The sequence below is a fragment of the Sphingorhabdus wooponensis genome (assembly GCF_003933235.1).
Classification (GTDB): Bacteria; Pseudomonadota; Alphaproteobacteria; order Sphingomonadales; family Sphingomonadaceae; genus Sphingorhabdus_B; species Sphingorhabdus_B wooponensis.
The window spans coordinates 1,405,061-1,421,639 of the sequence record NZ_RWJI01000001.1 but is presented as its reverse complement, the minus strand read 5'-3'; the positions used below and the strand labels follow the sequence as shown (position 1 = coordinate 1,421,639).

The 16,579-nt window shown below is 55.7% G+C and carries 14 protein-coding genes; 9 read left to right on the top strand and 5 right to left on the bottom strand.

Features of this window, described 5'->3' with window-relative positions; translation table 11 throughout:
* The first annotated feature begins 77 nt into the window (after window positions 1-77).
* The 3 genes from D7D48_RS06940 (at window position 78) to argC (ending at window position 3,422) form a co-directional block, all read left to right on the top strand.
* A complete protein-coding gene (locus tag D7D48_RS06940) occupies window positions 78-1,466 on the top strand; it encodes a leucyl aminopeptidase family protein (protein WP_125230579.1) in 1,389 nt (462 codons plus the stop codon).
* Between the two features lie 124 nt (window positions 1,467-1,590).
* On the top strand, window positions 1,591-2,487 hold the full coding sequence (locus D7D48_RS06935; protein ID WP_125230578.1) for a C40 family peptidase: 897 nt from the start codon (window positions 1,591-1,593) through the stop codon (window positions 2,485-2,487).
* On the top strand, window positions 2,484-3,422 hold the full coding sequence (gene argC / locus D7D48_RS06930; protein ID WP_125230577.1) for an N-acetyl-gamma-glutamyl-phosphate reductase: 939 nt from the start codon (window positions 2,484-2,486) through the stop codon (window positions 3,420-3,422). Before D7D48_RS06935 ends, argC begins: the two co-directional genes overlap by 4 nt.
* A 5-nt stretch (window positions 3,423-3,427) precedes the next feature.
* On the opposite strand, the gene map is transcribed toward argC, so the two are convergent.
* On the bottom strand, window positions 3,428-4,255 hold the full coding sequence (gene map / locus D7D48_RS06925; protein ID WP_125230576.1) for a type I methionyl aminopeptidase: 828 nt from the start codon (window positions 4,253-4,255) through the stop codon (window positions 3,428-3,430).
* Between the two features lie 59 nt (window positions 4,256-4,314).
* Here map and D7D48_RS06920 point away from each other — a divergent pair, with 59 nt between their 5' ends.
* Both D7D48_RS06920 and D7D48_RS06915 read left to right on the top strand, forming a co-directional pair.
* Window positions 4,315-5,076 carry a competence/damage-inducible protein A gene (locus D7D48_RS06920; RefSeq protein ID WP_125230925.1) on the top strand — a complete coding sequence of 254 codons (762 nt, stop codon included), beginning with the start codon at window positions 4,315-4,317 and terminating at the stop codon, window positions 5,074-5,076.
* 60 nt (window positions 5,077-5,136) lie between these two features.
* Window positions 5,137-8,010 (top strand): M16 family metallopeptidase, encoded by a 2,874-nt coding sequence (locus D7D48_RS06915; protein WP_245964364.1) that lies wholly within the window; start codon window positions 5,137-5,139, stop codon window positions 8,008-8,010.
* Window positions 8,011-8,013: 3 nt separating this feature from the next.
* Here the strand turns inward: D7D48_RS06915 and D7D48_RS06910 are convergent, their stop codons facing one another.
* Genes D7D48_RS06910 through galE form a run of 4 tightly spaced genes read right to left on the bottom strand, consistent with a single transcriptional unit; the run spans window position 8,014 to window position 11,442 of the window.
* Complete coding sequence (locus D7D48_RS06910) at window positions 8,014-8,412, bottom strand: GFA family protein (protein WP_125230574.1); 399 nt, start codon at window positions 8,410-8,412, stop codon at window positions 8,014-8,016.
* A gap of 50 nt (window positions 8,413-8,462) precedes the next feature.
* Window positions 8,463-9,767 carry an ATP-dependent protease ATPase subunit HslU gene (gene hslU / locus D7D48_RS06905; protein ID WP_125230573.1) on the bottom strand — a complete coding sequence of 435 codons (1,305 nt, stop codon included), beginning with the start codon at window positions 9,765-9,767 and terminating at the stop codon, window positions 8,463-8,465.
* A gap of 59 nt (window positions 9,768-9,826) precedes the next feature.
* Complete coding sequence (gene hslV, locus D7D48_RS06900; protein ID WP_125230572.1) at window positions 9,827-10,393, bottom strand: ATP-dependent protease subunit HslV; 567 nt, start codon at window positions 10,391-10,393, stop codon at window positions 9,827-9,829.
* Between the two features lie 44 nt (window positions 10,394-10,437).
* Window positions 10,438-11,442, bottom strand: coding sequence for a UDP-glucose 4-epimerase GalE (galE, locus tag D7D48_RS06895; RefSeq protein WP_125230571.1), 1,005 nt, complete (start codon window positions 11,440-11,442; stop codon window positions 10,438-10,440).
* A gap of 154 nt (window positions 11,443-11,596) precedes the next feature.
* Here galE and D7D48_RS06890 point away from each other — a divergent pair, with 154 nt between their 5' ends.
* The 4 genes from D7D48_RS06890 to polA all read left to right on the top strand — a co-directional run bounded on the left by D7D48_RS06890 (window position 11,597) and on the right by polA (window position 16,576).
* On the top strand, window positions 11,597-12,424 hold the full coding sequence (locus D7D48_RS06890) for a carbon-nitrogen hydrolase family protein (protein WP_125230570.1): 828 nt from the start codon (window positions 11,597-11,599) through the stop codon (window positions 12,422-12,424).
* A gap of 21 nt (window positions 12,425-12,445) precedes the next feature.
* On the top strand, window positions 12,446-12,661 hold the full coding sequence (locus tag D7D48_RS06885; RefSeq protein ID WP_185739821.1) for a hypothetical protein: 216 nt from the start codon (window positions 12,446-12,448) through the stop codon (window positions 12,659-12,661).
* A gap of 150 nt (window positions 12,662-12,811) precedes the next feature.
* Window positions 12,812-13,690, top strand: coding sequence for a DMT family transporter (locus D7D48_RS06880; RefSeq protein ID WP_245964363.1), 879 nt, complete (start codon window positions 12,812-12,814; stop codon window positions 13,688-13,690).
* Between the two features lie 69 nt (window positions 13,691-13,759).
* The gene (gene polA / locus D7D48_RS06875) at window positions 13,760-16,576 is read left to right on the top strand and encodes a DNA polymerase I (protein WP_125230568.1); all 2,817 of its coding nucleotides are present in this window, start codon (window positions 13,760-13,762) and stop codon (window positions 16,574-16,576) included.
* The last annotated feature ends 3 nt before the right edge of the window (window positions 16,577-16,579 follow it).

Sequence of the window (16,579 nt, the reverse complement as noted above, 5' to 3'; positions counted from 1 at the left end):
CCAAGCATTTCAGAAAAAATACGCGATATTTCTGAATTATCTCCCGTTCACATGCTATTCCGGCTAATGCTGCATCCATGCGCTACGACAATCTGATCCAGCCTGACAATGAACAGGCCGCCACCCTCATCCACATCACCGACAAGGGCCGTTTTGAAACCTGGCTCGCGCTGCAATCCGATGCGGCCCGAACAGCTATCAAGGCGCAGAAGTTTGACGGCAATGCGAATGATATAGCTATATTGCCGGGTGATAAGCCCGGGGATTGGTCTGTCGTTGCTGGGGTTTCGGATGCGGCCGCATTAGGCGTGTGGCATCTTGCGAAAGCCGCAGAGAGCCTTCCTGAAGGGACATATCGGCTTGCCGATTATGACGCGGGCGATGCGATGCTCGGCTGGATATTGGGACAATATCGCTATCAAGAATATCTAAGCGAGCCGAAGCTTGTGGGGCCGCGGGTCTTATTGGTGCGCGAACCTGCGCGCATTCCGATGGCCGAATTGCAGGCCGAAGCGACTGCTTTGGTGCGCGACCTTGTAAATCGACCAGCGAGCGATCTTGGGCCAGTTGCCTTGGAGACCGAAGCCAAGCGCATCGCAAAGGCACATAAAGCAGAGGTCACGGTCACCGCCGGTGAGGCGTTGGAAACGGGCTATCCGCTGATCCACGCTGTTGGCAAGGCTGCCGCGCGGGAGCATGCGCCACGCCTGATTGAATTGGAATGGGGCGACCCGCGCCACCCGCGCATTGCGATTGTGGGCAAGGGCATTACGTTCGACAGTGGCGGTCTGGATATCAAACCCGCCTCCGGCATGCGGCTGATGAAGAAGGACATGGGCGGCGCAGCACATGCTTTGGCCTTGGCGGAGCTTATTATGGCGGCGCATTTGCCCGTTCGCTTACACATGTTGGTGGCGGCGGCCGAAAACAGCATCGCGGGCAACGCCATGCGGCCCGGCGATATCGTCAAAAGCCGCAAGGGTATCAGCGTTGAAATCGACAATACTGATGCCGAAGGGCGATTGGTGTTGGCGGATGCGCTCACCAAAGCGATACAGGATGAAGCCGCGTTGATCATTGATTTCGCCACGTTGACTGGTGCGGCCCGCGTGGCGCTTGGTCCCGATTTACCAGCGATGTTCAGCAATGATGAAGGCGTTGCAAATGGCATCCTTGAGGCCGCAAAGGCAGCATCTGATCCGCTCTGGCGCATGCCGCTTTGGGCGCCCTATATGGAAATGCTCGACAGCGATATCGCCGACATATCCAATAGCGGCGGTGCTTTTGCAGGCGCGGTTACGGCGGCGTTGTTCTTGCAAAAATTCGTGCCCGACGATGTGCCTTGGGTGCATTTGGACACCTTTGCTTGGCGGCCCACGAGCAAGCCCGGCAGGCCAAAGGGTGGCGAGGCGCTTGGATTGCGGGCGGTCTTTCGTTATTTGACGGAAACTTATCCGGTCGGCTAAGGGCTTTGCATGAAATCTACAGTCGCTCCAGCGCAGGCTGGGGCCATTACGCCTCTCAATTTTAAACGACAGGCGAGATAGGCACCAGCCTGCGCTGGTGCGACATATTTGGGGGAACGAGTAATTGGGTATCAATAAGCCAATTGGTAGGCCTATTCATAAGCTGACGGGACACAGTCTTGTCGGCGACAAACGGACCACGCCCATCCGTGGCGACCTTGCCGATATCAGTCTGGCTGGAAAGCTTTTTGCGCCGCATTATGCGGTGCCGATGCTGCGCACTGGTATTGCGCCCGTCACCGAAATCCATGCGGAGGCCCATGCGACATCGATGCCCGTCAGCGCGTTGATGCATGGCGAAGAATTTGCGGTGTTGGATGTCGCAGGCGAATGGGCTTGGGGATATTGTCTGCACGACAATTATTTGGGCTATCTGCGCTTTGCCGAACTGGGCGATGATTTTGCCGCCACGCATATCGTCAGCGCGCCTGCGACTTTGCTGGTGGCTACACCTTCTACAAAAGCGCCCGTTTTGGCGCGTTACCCTATGGGCGCGCGCTTGCTTTGCGGCGACCTGAGCGCTTGTGGCAAATATCTGGCGTGCGAAAATGGTTTTGTGCCGGTCGCGCATTTGTCTGAAGTTGGCCATGTGGACGCATCGCCCGCCGATCTGGCAGAGCAGCTCATCGGCACACCCTATAGCTGGGGCGGACGCAGCGGCGATGCGCTTGACTGCTCCGGCCTTGTCCAATTGGCCTTTGGCCTGAAAGGCATCATGGCCCCGCGCGACGCCGATATGCAAATGGCCGATTTTGGCGCGGAATTGCCTGAAGGCGCAACGCTGGAACGCGGCGATTTGGTTTTCTTTCCCGGCCATGTCGGCATCATGGCCGACGCCGAAAACATCATCCACGCGAATGGCGCCGCAATGGCGGTAAGCGTGGAACCGTTGGCGGACGCGGCGGCAAGGTTTGCGGAGCATGAGGTCGCGATTTTGGCACGTAAGCGGATTGCGCTTTGACCAAATCCATTTTCATCGACGGCGCTGCGGGCACCACTGGGCTTGAGATTGCCGACCGGCTGGCGGGCCGCGATGCGTTCACGCTGATCGCCTTGGATGATGCCAAACGTAAGGACGTGGCCGCGAAACGCGAAGCGTTGAATGACGCCGACTTTGTTATTCTCTGCTTGCCAGACGACGCTGCAAAAGAGGCCGTGGCAATGACGACATCGGCCACGACGCGCATAATCGATGCGTCCACGGCCTATCGTATTGACCCCGACTGGGCCTATGGCTTTGCTGAATTTCGCAAGGGCCAGCGCGAACGGATTGCGTCAGCGCGGTTGGTCAGCAACCCCGGTTGCTACCCCACCGGATTTTTGGGCCTTATCGCGCCCTTAGTGGCCGCTGGCTTGATCCCCGCCGATTGGCCTTACACGGTCAACGCGGTGTCGGGCTATTCGGGCGGCGGCAAGGCGTTGATACAAAGGTTCGAAAGTGATGGCGCGGATATCGGCTATCGCAGCTACGGCCTTGATCTGGCGCATAAGCATGTGCCCGAAATGCAGACGCACGCAGGGCTCACGCACGCACCCATTTTTGCACCCGCCGTTGTTCGCGCCTTTCGCGGGATGGTGGTTGAAGTGCCTTTGCCGCTATCGGCTATGACCGGGGCAGGTAGCGCGGATGCGTTACGCAATGCACTATACGCGCATTATGCCGGGTCGCCGGTTGTAACGGTGCACAGCGAAGCTGCGCCAAGCGAATTATTGATGCACGCCGACCAAGCGCCTTCTGACCGGCTTGATCTTTATGTGCTGGGTTCGCCCGATGGGTCGCAAGTGCGATTGATCGCGATGCTCGACAATCTCGGCAAAGGCGCGAGCGGCGCAGCGGTGCAAAATCTAAATATCATGGCTGGGTTGGACGAGACGGCTGGGTTGCGGTTGTCATAACCCCCTTAATAAGGCGGCTGATCAAAACCCTTTGGGCTCTTGGTAAAAATCTCGCAGCCGTCTTCGGTGATGCCGATGCTGTGTTCGAATTGCGCGCTCAAGGAACGGTCGCGTGTTACCGCCGTCCAGCCATCGTCGAGCACTTTTCCGGCGGCCTTGCCGATGTTGATCATGGGCTCAATCGTGAAGATCATGCCGGGGCGCAGTTCGGGGCCCGTGCCGGGGCGACCGACATGGACGATTTCGGGGGCGTCGTGGAATAACTGGCCCAAGCCATGGCCGCAAAAGTCGCGGACCACGCCATAACGATGCTTTTCGGCGTGGGTTTGGATAGCATAGCCAATGTCGCCGACACGGTTGCCGGGCTTGGCCGCTTCGATGCCGAGCATGAGGCATTCATAGGTTACATCGACCAAACGCTTCGCCTTCACCGGCACATCGCCGACCAAGAACATGCGGCTAGTATCGCCGTGCCAGCCATCGAGTTGCGGCGTGACGTCGATATTAACGATGTCGCCGTCCTTCAATTTCTTGTCCGAAGGAATACCGTGGCAAATGACATGGTTGATCGAGATGCAGCAGCTATGCGTATAGCCGCGATAGCCCAAGGTTGCAGGGACAGCGCCACCGCGCATCGTCATTTCGCGGACAATGTCGTCCAATTCTTCGGTCGTTACGCCGGGCACAACATGTGGGACCAAAGCATCTAGGATTTCGGCAGCAAGACGACCGGCCTTGCGCATGCCGTCAAAGCCCTCGGCCCCGTGCAATTTGATCGTCCCATCGCGGGCCTGCATCGCCTCTTGGGGCGTCACGCGTACATATTGTTCCATGCAAGCGATATAAGGCAATAATCCGCACTTTGCGAGGGGGTGAATTATGCTATCGGATGATGATGACAGATTCCCGCATCTACACCGCTGCCCTTGTGATTATTGGCGATGAAATCCTTTCTGGCCGCACACAGGACAAAAATGTCAGCCAAATTGCGCTTTGGCTTAATATTCAGGGCATTCGCCTGCGCGAAGTGCGCGTGGTCGCCGATGATATGGATGCAATTATTGAGGCGGTGAATATTTTGCGCGCGCGCAATGATTATTTGTTCACCACCGGCGGGATTGGCCCAACGCATGATGACATTACCGTTGACGCAATTGCGGCGGCATTGGGTGTGGAGGTTGTCATTCATCCTGAGGCAAGCGCGGTCCTCCATGCATATTATGAAACACGCGGCGGCATCAACCCAGGCCGCTTGCGTATGGCGCGCGTGCCCGATGGCGCGGACCTCATCCCCAACAAAATGTCGGGAGCGCCGGGTATTCGCCATGGCAATATCTTCATCATGGCGGGCGTCCCGCACATCACCGCTGGCATGTTGGACGCATTAACAGGCACGCTTGAGGGCGGCGCGCCCTTATTGTCGCAACAAATCGGCTGCTGGGTCGCCGAAAGCGAAGTGGCAAAGCTGCTCGGTGACACGGAAAAGCATCATGAAGGCTGCCAGATTGGCAGCTACCCGTTTTTCCGCGAAGGCAAGGTCGGTGCAAACTTCGTTGTCCGCACCACTGACGCGGATAAATTGGCGGAATGTGTCGCGGCATTGAAACTTGGTCTGGCCGAATTGGGTTATGACACCGTCGATGGTGGAATTTAAGCGGGGGGTCTTGGGATCGTTCATGTGCGGTCAAGCTGCACACCCGTTATGAGGAGTGTAATGCGCAAACTTTCTTATGCTCTCGTTTTGGCAGCCTTGCTGCTGCCCCCCGCCACTTACGCCCAAACTGCGCCCGCCGCGAACGCGCCCGCCAAGACGACTGCGGTACCTTGGTTATATGAAGGCAGCGATGTCCCTGTAGATGACACATGGACTTTTGGCGTTCTACCCAACGGCCTGCGCTATGCAGTGAAAAAAAATGATGTGCCAGCGGGGCAAGTTTCCATTCGCGTGCGGATAGATGCGGGCGCTTTGCATGAAAATAATGATGAGCAAGGTTTTGCGCATCTTATCGAGCATCTGTCGTTCCGCGGATCGACCTTTGTTCCGGATGGGGAAGCCAAGCGCATTTGGCAGCGGTTTGGCGTCACATTCGGCAGCGATAGCAACGCGCAAACCACGCCGACGCAGACCGTCTATAAGCTTGATTTGCCTAATGCGACGCCGGAAAAGCTGGATGAATCAGTCAAGATCATTTCGGGTATGATCCGCAACCCACGGATTTCACCAACCGCGCTGAACGCCGAACGCGCAATTGTTCTGGCCGAATTGCGGGAGAATAGCGGCGCGCAGATGATCTACAGCGATGCCCTGCGCCAGCATGCGTTTCAGGGGCAGCGTCTTGCAAACCGGTCCACCATCGGGACCCCCGAAACGCTGCAGGCGGCAGACGCCATCCGCCTCAGCGCCTTTCATGACCGTTGGTACCGGCCTGAAAACGCTGTTGTCGTCATGGCTGGCGATATGGAACCAGCCAAGCTTGCCAATCTCGTGCAGAAATATTTCAACGATTGGAAAGGCAAAGGCCCGCGCGCATCTGAGCCCGATTTTGGTGACCCTAGCCCGCAAGGAACACCCGTCCGCGTATTGATAGAGCCGACATTGCCAAGGACGGTCAGCCTTGCCTATCTGCGCCCCTGGCGCAAAGTGAACGACACGATACTCTATAATGAACAATTGCTGATCGATGCCTTGGCGTTGCAAATTATTAACCGCAGGCTTGAGGTGCAGGCGCGCAACGGTGGCAGCTATCTATTTGCCCAGGTCGCGCAGGAAGATATATCGCGCACCGCCGATGCGACATTGGTTTCGTTGACGCCCGTCGGGGACCAATGGGAAGCCGCAACGCGCGATGTCCGCGCCATCATTGCCGATGCAGTTGCGACACCACCCTCGGTTGCAGATATTGATCGGGAAAAGACTTTGTTCGGCAATGCGCTGCGCACGATGCTGGACAGCTATCCCTTCGAAGCCGCCGCCAAACAGGCGGATGATATCGTCAGCGCCGTGGATATACGCGAAACAGTGGCAGCCCCGAAAACCGTCATTGCGGTGTATGAAGGGATGCAAAACAAGTTCACACCCGAACGGCTTTTGGATGCCACGCAAAAGCTTTTTAGCGCCGATGTCACGCGGCTGATGGTATCTTCACCCACTGCCATACCCGACGCGGATAATCGCGCACTGGCGGTTTTGAACGCATCGGTGGCGGCGAACAAATCGGCGCGCCTGTCTGAAAACAATATTGGCTTTGCCGCACTGCCAAAATTGGGCGCGCCTGGAAAGCTGGTGGCCGAGGAAACATTAGCGCGATGGGACCTTACGCGGCTGGAGCTATCCAACGGCGTGCGCGCATTGCTCTATCCCAACAAAGCCGAAAGCGGGCAAATCCGCGTACTGGTCCGTTTTGGTGGTGGCTATAAGGCTGTAAACCCCGACCAAGGTGGGTTGTTATGGGCAGGGCCATTGGTTCTGCCTGAAAATGGCATTGGCAATATCAAACGCACAGAAATTGATCAGATGGTCAACGGTCGGCGGATTGAGTTGAATTTCTCGGTTGATGATGACGCATTCCAATTTGGCGCCAATACGCGACCCGATGATCTTGCCGATCAGCTCACCTTAATTGCGACCAAGATGGAATATCCCGGTTGGGATGCCGCGCCCGTTGAACGCGCCAAAGCAATGGCTACATCAGGCTATGCCAGCTTTGAAATGTCGGCGATGTCAGTGTTGCAACGTGATTTGGAATATCTGCTGCGGAATAAGGACGCACGTTGGAAGGCGGCTACTCCTGCAGAAGTGGCAAAAATGGATGCCGCGCAGTTTGAAACTTATTGGCAGCCTTTGATGGCGCAAGGTCCCATCGAAGTCCTGCTATTCGGCGATTTTGAGAAAACGGACGCAATCGCCGCATTGGAAAAAAGTTTCGGGGCGATGGCGCCGCGCGTGGCATTGCCTATATCAGCCGCGGCCAGCGATGTCCGTTTCCCTGCGCCCACCGCCACGCCTGTGCGCCTGATGCATCGCGGAGCCAGTGATCAATCGGCCGCGGTTATGGCCTGGCCAACGGGCGGCGGCATTGCGGGTATTACCGAGGGACGGCAGTTGGAAATATTGGCAGCCATTTTCCGGGATCGTTTGTTCGAAAAATTCCGTGCAGAACAAGCGGTGAGCTATAGCCCCGACATGGCCGCCAACTGGCCCTTGAACTTTACTAGCGGCGGATATTTGATGGCGTACACACAGGTTAAGCCTGCGGATGTGAACCGTTTCTTTGCCTTCGCAGAGGCTGTTGCGGCGGATTTAATTGCCAATCCTGTGAGCGCCGATGAATTGCAGCGCGCGGTGGAACCGACGAAACAAGCCATTGAGCGTGCGGCGTCAGGCAACACATTTTGGCTCAATCAGTTGAAAGGGGCGACATACGACCCCGAACGCTTTGTCGCATTGGGTAAGCTATACAGCGATTTTAACGATGTAACGCCCGCCATTTTGCAGGCACTGGCACAGCGCTATTTTATCAAAGACAAGGCGTGGAAGCTCGTCGTTACCCCACAATCGGGCGATAGCGCCGTAACTGCCGAACGTTGAACTTTATCCGGGGAAGCGTTCAAATGCGGGAAGGGTGTGTGCATTCGCCATCCAATCAATCCGCTCAGCTGTCTGGATAAGGAACTGCAACGGAAATACGGACGGGTCATCAAGTGTCGCCGATTGAATATCGACGATGCCGGGCAACATTTCGGCGTTGCGATAGGCGATACCTGTGCCGCAACTTGGACAAAAGCTGCGCATCGCGCTGCCTGATGAATTGAAGTCGGTCAGTTCGCCTTGCAGCAATTGAAATTCGTTCTCTTCAAAGGCTGCCCATGCAATTGCTGGCGCGCCTGCGCTTTTGCGGCATCCTTCGCAATGGCATAAGGCCACGTGCTGGGGCGATCCGCTGACTTCATACCGCACGGCACCGCATTGGCACCCACCTTGCTGTGACATGTTCCGACTCCGGTTAAGAACTTGGAATCATATCAAAAGTTAGTACTCCGTCAAAGCACATATTTGGACAGGTCGGTGTCCTTGGCGATGCCTGAAAGCTGCTTGCTGACATAGGCCGCATCGATCTTCAACGTCTCGCCTTTGCGGTCCTCGGCGTCGTAGCTAATGTCTTCCAGCAGCTTTTCCATCACGGTTTGCAAGCGCCGTGCGCCGATATTTTCGACAGAAGAATTCACATCCACCGCAATGCGCGCAATGGCATCAATGGCGTCGTCGCTGAATTCGAGCGTAACTTCTTCGGTCGCCAGCAATGCCCGATATTGCATCGGCAGGTTGGCGCGGGTTTCGGACAAAATTCTTACAAAATCGGCATGCTCTAGCGCACGCAGTTCGACGCGGATGGGCAAGCGACCTTGTAATTCGGGTAACATGTCGCTTGGTTTGGAAATGTGGAAAGCGCCCGACGCAATGAACAACACATGGTCGGTTTTCATCGGGCCATATTTGGTCGCGACGGTGGTTCCTTCAATCAACGGCAGCAGGTCACGCTGAACGCCTTCGCGACTGACCGAACCGCCGCTGCGCGTATCCGACACCGCAATCTTGTCAATTTCGTCCAAGAATACGATGCCATTGGCCTCGGCATCGGCCAATGCGACGCGGTTCACATCGTCTTGGTCTAAGCGCTTTTCAGATTCTTCCTCAACCAGCTTTTTCCAAGCGTCGGGGACTTTCATTTTACGCCGTTTTAAATTGTCCTTGCCAAAGGCCTTGCCCATCATCTCGCCAAGATTGATCATCCCGACATTGCCGCCCATGCCCGGTATTTCCATCGGCATTGTTGGATTGTCAGACACCTCAATTTCAATTTCGACGTCGTCCATATGCCGTTCGCGAATGCGCTGGCGGAATGCTTCGCGTGTTGCTTCGCTGGCCGTGTCGCCAGCCAGCGTTTTTAAAATCCGCTCCATGGCCGCGGTTTCCGCAGCTTCGCGCACATGTTCGCGACGGCGCTCTTTTTCCAAGCGCACCGCTTCTTCGGCCAAGTCGCGGGCAATTTGTTCTACGTCGCGACCGACATAGCCAACTTCAGTGAATTTGGTGGCCTCGACCTTGATGAATGGCGCATCGGCCAGCTTGGCCAATCGGCGGGAAATCTCGGTCTTACCGCACCCCGTGGGGCCAATCATCAATATGTTTTTGGGTGTAACCTCGTCACGCAAATCCGCGCCGAGCCGTTGCCGGCGCCAACGATTGCGCAGTGCAACCGCAACCGCCCGCTTTGCGTCGGCTTGGCCAATAATATGTTCGTCGAGAGCAGCCACAATGGCTTTTGGGGTCAGTGCGTTTTTCATTACGACCTACATGGGAAGTTACTAAAGGTGTTCAAGTGAATTGGGCCAGTGAAGTGCGCCTATTGCGCGCTATCCAATGTTTCGACGGTCAGATGGTCATTGGTATATACGCATATTTCTGCAGCTATTTTCATAGCATGCCGCGCCATTTTTTCGGCGTCTGTTTCATAATCGGCCAGTGCACGAGCGGCCGACAAAGCGTAATTGCCGCCTGATCCAATCGCCGCGATGCCGTCATTCGGCTCCAGCACATCGCCATTGCCTGTTAGGATCAAGGTCACATCCTTGTCCGCGACAATCATCATCGCTTCCAAATTGCGGAGATATTTGTCGGTCCGCCAATCCTTGGCCAATTCGACCGCTGCGCGCATTAACTGCCCGCGATGTTGTTCGAGCTTGCGCTCCAATCGTTCAAAAAGGGTGAAGGCATCGGCGGTCGCCCCTGCAAAGCCACCAATGACGGAGCCATCGTGCAATTGCCGCACCTTTTTGGCATTGGGCTTCATCACGGTCTGGCCCATCGAAACTTGGCCATCGCCAGCGATGACCACTTTGCCATTTTTACGGACGGATAATATGGTGGTGCCATACCATGTCACCGGATTTGCGTGCGATTGTGTTTCCATAAATCGGGATATGGGAAACATCCGATAAAAGCGCAAGTGAGCGCTTACGTCCCTTGAATATCCGTCAGGCGTCGTTCCCAAGCGAGGGCATGTTGGACAATCAGGTCCAGATTATCATATCGCGGTTCCCAGCCAAAGCGTTGCTTTATCGCTATATTGTCGGACACGAGCGTATCAGGGTCGCCAGCGCGGCGGCCTTCGAATGTGCGGTGTAGTTTGGTGTTGGTTACGCGGTCTACGGCATCCAAAACTTGCATAACTGAATAGCCATGGCCATATCCGCAATTCAGCGTGTGGCTGCGTTCTGGGTCGGCCATCAGCGCCTCCAGCGCGATGACATGCGCTGAAGCGAGATCGCTAACATGAATATAATCGCGAACGCCTGTGCCATCTTCCGTCGCATAGTCGGTACCGAACACACTGACGCTCGCGCGCTTGCCCAATGCCGCCTCCACCGCGATTTTCAGCAAGTGGGTTGCGCCAATGGTGGATTGGCCGGTCCTGCATAATGGGTCTGCGCCAGCGACGTTGAAATAACGCAAGGCGCAATAATTGAAATCATGCGCTGCGGCGACATCGCGCAGCATCATCTCGGTCATCAATTTCGACATGCCATAGGGATTGATAGGCATTGTCGGCATGTCTTCGCACACGGGACTAGACTTCGGGATGCCATATGTTGCGGCGGTGGACGAAAATATCATGTGCCGCACGCCGCCAGCTATAGCGGTTTCAATCAGGCTTCGGCTCTTCGCGGTATTATTATCATAATATTTCAGCGGGTTTTCGACCGATTCGGGGACAACAACCGATCCTGCGAAATGCATAATCGCGTCGATGGCTTGTTCACCGATGATTTTGAGAACAAGGTCCGAATCGCTGATGTCGCCTTCATAAAAGGTCGCTTCATCATCTATGGCCCAGCGAAATCCAGTGACAAGATTGTCGATGACTATCGGGCGATGGCCCGCGTCGATGAGCGCCAAGACCGCGTGGCTACCAATATATCCCGCGCCACCCGTTACGAGAATGTTGCGTTTCTTGGTCATCTCGCCTTTTCCATATCCATGCACATATAGGGCAGCATCGCATTATCAATGCATTCCGCAGCATTGCATATGTCTTGCAATGTTGCCTGCCCAGTGAAATGAATGACAGCAAGCAACGTCATTTTTCATTTATTTCAAATTTATAAGGTTTTTCATGCGGATAGCCTTGCATCAGATGACAAGTAAAATTGATCCGACGCGTAACGCTTCGGATATGGCAGATGCTATTGCCAGCGCCGCCGAAAATGGGGCGGTCATGTATTTCGCGCCAGAGATGTCGCTTTTGATTGACCGTGACCGCGCGCGCGCCCGAGGGCATATGGTGGATGAAACACATAATATCGCCTTGCAAAGTCTGATCGCGGCGGCGGCTCGACATCGGATATGGGTACATATCGGCTCTATGCCTATTTTAGACGAAGGCGCGGAGAAGTTGGCCAATCGAAGCATTATCATCACTCCCGACGGCGCGATTGTCGCTCGCTATGACAAAATGCACCTGTTCGATGTTGATTTGGCCTCGGGCGAAACGTGGCGCGAGTCATCAGCTTATGTTGGCGGACAAAAACCCGTGGTGGTTCAAACGCCGCTTGGCCTGATGGGGCTCGCAATCTGCTATGATATGCGCTTTCCTGATTTGTTCAGCGCGTATGCCAAATCGGGCGTGGATATTATCACGCTACCGTCTGCTTTTACCGTGCCCACGGGTGAGGCGCATTGGCATGTGCTGTTGCGCGCGCGGGCCATTGAAAGCGCGGCATTCGTTATCGCGGCGGCGCAATGCGGCGTGCATGAAGATGGCCGCCAAACTTATGGCCATTCCTTAGTGGTAGACCCTTGGGGGACAATATTGTGCGATATGGGCAGTGCACCCGGCCTCGCTTATGTTGATTTGGACCTCGACGCCCTGAATCGAGTGCGAAAACAAATTCCGGTCCACGCAAACCGACGCACCATTTCTTCGCCCTTTATTGCCGGATAAATCCGCATTATGGGCAATCTTATGCACGCGTTTGAGCAATTTGTTTGGCAGGATCATATTTGGGTGGCGTCATCTGTGATGTCTGCATTGGTCGTGCTGGTCAGCAGCCTGGCGGATCGCCGTCGTCATAACCGCGCCAACATCGACGATGTGGGTTTCATGCCGTGGACAGCGATTACCGTGTTTTCGGTTCTGGCAACGGTGCTGTCGGCAGCGCTGGCGATTAAGGGGCTTTAACCGGTCCTAACTCTGGCCCAAGCGGGTTTGCAAAAGCTGCTGATCAACGTTGAACACTGTCACCATCTTCGCTGATGCCATGCGATGATGGCACCGCTTTCCATTCCGGATAAAGCGGATTAAGGCGGCGCAAATATCGGGGAATTTTTCGTGACATCATCCTCGGCCCGGTCGGGCCTCTTATACGCGCTATGCGGCTTTGCGCTTTTGGCGATGGGCGATGCGGTCATTAAGTCGATCGCGGGTGCATGGCCCGGAACCGCTGTTGCGGCATTGCGCTATGCGATTGGGGCGATAGGTCTTGGAACTTTGCTGTTCCTGAAAGAAGGGCGGAAGGGTTTTGCCTTGCCCATGCCGAAGGTGCAGTTGTTGCGTGGATTTTCGGTGGCGCTGGCGACAATATGCTTCTTTTCTGCCATATTTCTGATGCCTTTGGCGGACGCGACAGCCATCGGCTTTACCAGCCCCATGATTACGGTAATTTTCAGCGCTATTTTCCTGAACGAACGCACCCGTGCGACCAAGTGGCTCGCCATCGTCATCGCCTTTGGAGGCGTGCTGCTCATCATGCGACCTAATGTTGCGGAGCTCGGATGGGTCGCATTACTGCCTTTGGTGGCTGCCATGTGCATGGCATTGGTCATGATGGGTAACCGCGTAGTGGCGGGGGCAGGCTCGCCATTGCTGATGCAGTTTCTAGTGGCCTCGGTCGCCATGCCTTTCATCCTCAGCGCGGCTTTTATTGGCCATTTTTCTGGCGTTCCCGCGTTGCACATTGGTGTTCCCGATTGGACGATTATTGCGCGTTGTATGCTAGTTGCCGTCACCGCTAGCTGCGCGCATTGGTTGATATTCATGGCAACGACGCGCGCGTCTGCCGCAGAAATCGCTCCCATGACATATGTGCAGCTTTTGATAGCCATTGGGTTGGGGATCATATTATTTGGCGATTGGCCGGACCTGACCTCCCTTGCGGGCGCGGGCATCATCATCGCAAGCGGGCTCATCTTGTGGCGCGGGTCCCGTTAAAATTTGGCACAATGCCAAAGCGGTAAATTAGCAAAAGACTTGGCCAAAACGGGCTGCTATCGCAGCGTCATGTCTGACCAAAAGCATCTCTATCTCGTTGACGGCTCCGCCTATATTTTCCGCGCCTATCACCGGCTACCGCCGCTGACCAACAAGCATGGGGAACCTGTAGGCGCTGTCTATGGCTATACGACGATGCTATGGAAGTTGGCGGACGATTTGAACCAAGCTGATGGCCCGACGCATATGGCGGTGGTGCTGGATAAATCCAGCCAGACATTCCGCAACCGGATTTATGACCAGTATAAGGCACATCGTCCCGACCCGCCCGAAGACTTGAAACCGCAATTCCCGATGATCCGCGACGCAACGCGCGCATTTTCGCTGCCGTTGATTGAAGAAGAAGATGTCGAAGCCGACGATATGATCGCAAGCTATGCCAAAGCGGCCAGCGCCGCCGGCTGGCACGTGACAATCGTCAGCAGTGACAAGGATCTGATGCAGCTCGTTGAAGCGCGCATCGACATGTTCGACACGATGAAAAACGAACGCATCCGCTCTGAAGAAGTATGCGCAAAATTCGGCGTTGGTCCGGACAAGGTTGGCGATGTGCTCGCGCTCATGGGCGATAGCGTGGATAATGTGCCCGGCGTTCCCGGCGTTGGTCCAAAGACCGCGACCAAACTTATTCAGGAATTTGGCGATCTTGAAAGTGTCTTGGCCGCAGCGCCCGATATGAAGCCATCCAAGATGCGTGACAATTTAATAGAGCATGCGCAAATGGCACGATTGTCCAAGGTTTTGGTGACGTTGAAAGATGATTGCCCGTTGCCAATCGCCATGGAGGACATGGTTTTGGGCGCTATTCCCGAAGAACCTCTGGCCGAATTTCTGCAGCATCATGGGTTTAATTCGCTGTTGAAGCGTATTGGCCATGTTGCGGATACAGCGGCGGCGAATAAGGCGATTGCAGGCAACCCTAAGGCCATGAACGCAGGTGATGGGGCCGAACGCGGGCCGGTAACAGGGGCGTCCGCTGCCCCTGCGCCAATGCCGAAAATCGATATCTCCGCTTATGAATGCGTTACCGACATCGCGCGTTTGGACCATTGGATTGCGCGTGCGCGTGAAACCGGCACTTTGGGCTTTGATACCGAAACCGATAGCTTGCAGGCCGCGAGCGCAAACCTTGTGGGCCTTAGCCTTGCGGTCGCGCCGGGCGAGGCGTGCTATGTCCCGCTCGCGCATGGCGGCACCGATATGTTCGCCGAACGGCCAGAGCAAATTCCGATGGCGGCTGCGCTTGCGAAGTTACGGCCGTTGCTCAGCGACCCGGAAGTCCTAAAAATCGGGCAAAATTTGAAATATGACATGTCTGTGCTGGCGCGGCACAATGTCGATATCACGCCTTATGATGATACTATGGTGATGAGCTTTGCCTTGGATGCAGGGCGTCAGGCGCATGGCATGGATGAGCTTTCCAAGACACATTTGGGCCATGAATGCATTTCGTATAAAAGCGTGACGGGCACGGGCAAAAGCCAGATTGGCTTCGCTGCCGTACCATTGTCCGACGCGACCCGTTATGCGGCGGAAGATGCCGATGTGACGCTGCGCCTGTGGCATCATTTGAAATTGCGCCTAAGCCCCGAAAAGGCGACCAGCGTCTATGAACTTGTAGACCGCCCATTGGTGCCCGTGCTGTCTAAAATGGAATGCCTGGGCATTAAGGTTGACCGCGCCGCTTTGGCGCGGCTGTCGTCCGAATTCGCCGCGCAAATGGAATTGCTCGAAAAGGAAATTTATGGCCTTGCAGGGCAACCCTTCACCATTGGTAGTCCGCAGCAATTGGGCGAAATTCTGTTTGGAAAAATGGGCTATAAGGGCAGCAAAAAGGGCAAGTCTGGGCAATATTCCACCGACGTGACCGTGTTGGAGGACCTTGCGGGGCAGGGCGTAGAGATCGCGCGCAAAGTGCTCGACTGGCGGCAATTGGCGAAGCTGAAATCGACCTATACCGACAGTCTGCAGCAGCAGATTGACCCCAAAACCGGCCGCGTACACACAAGCTACAGCCTTGTTGGCGCGCAGACGGGGCGCTTGTCATCGACGGACCCTAATTTGCAGAATATCCCGATCCGCACCGAAACAGGGCGTCAGATAAGAGACGCATTTGTCGCAGAACCCGGCAACGTTATTTTGTCCGCCGACTACAGCCAGATCGAGCTCAGGCTCGCCGCGCATTTTGCCGATGTCGAACCCTTGCGCGACGCCTTTGAAAAGGGGGAGGATATCCACGCCCGCACGGCGCTTGAGTTGTTTGGTGAAGTCAACCGCGACACAAGAGGGCGCGCCAAAACGATTAACTTCTCTATCCTTTATGGCATCTCGCGCTGGGGCCTTTCAAAGCGTCTGGAGTCCTCTCCAGAAGAGGCTCAGGCGCTCATTGACGCCTATTTCAAACGCTTCCCCGGCATTTCCAATTATATTCAGGAGACGATGTCCACGGTCCGTGAATGCGGTCATTCGACCACCCTTTTTGGGCGCAAGACATGGTTCCCGCGCATCACATCGCCCAACCAAGCCGAACGGCAGGGCAGCGAACGCGCCGCGATCAATGCGCCGATTCAAGGCACAAGCGCCGACATCATCAAGCGGGCGATGGTCCGCATGGGGCCAGCCTTGGACGCCGCCGGTCTGGGCCATGTGAAAATGCTGCTGCAGGTGCATGATGAATTGGTGTTCGAATTGCCAGAAGCGGACGTTGCCGCCGCCAGCGAGATCATTCGTAACGTCATGGCCAATGCCGCCGAGCCGCTGGTGAAGCTAACTGTACCATTGGGCATTGAAATCGGCACTGGGCCAAGCTGGGGGGCGGCGCACTAAGCC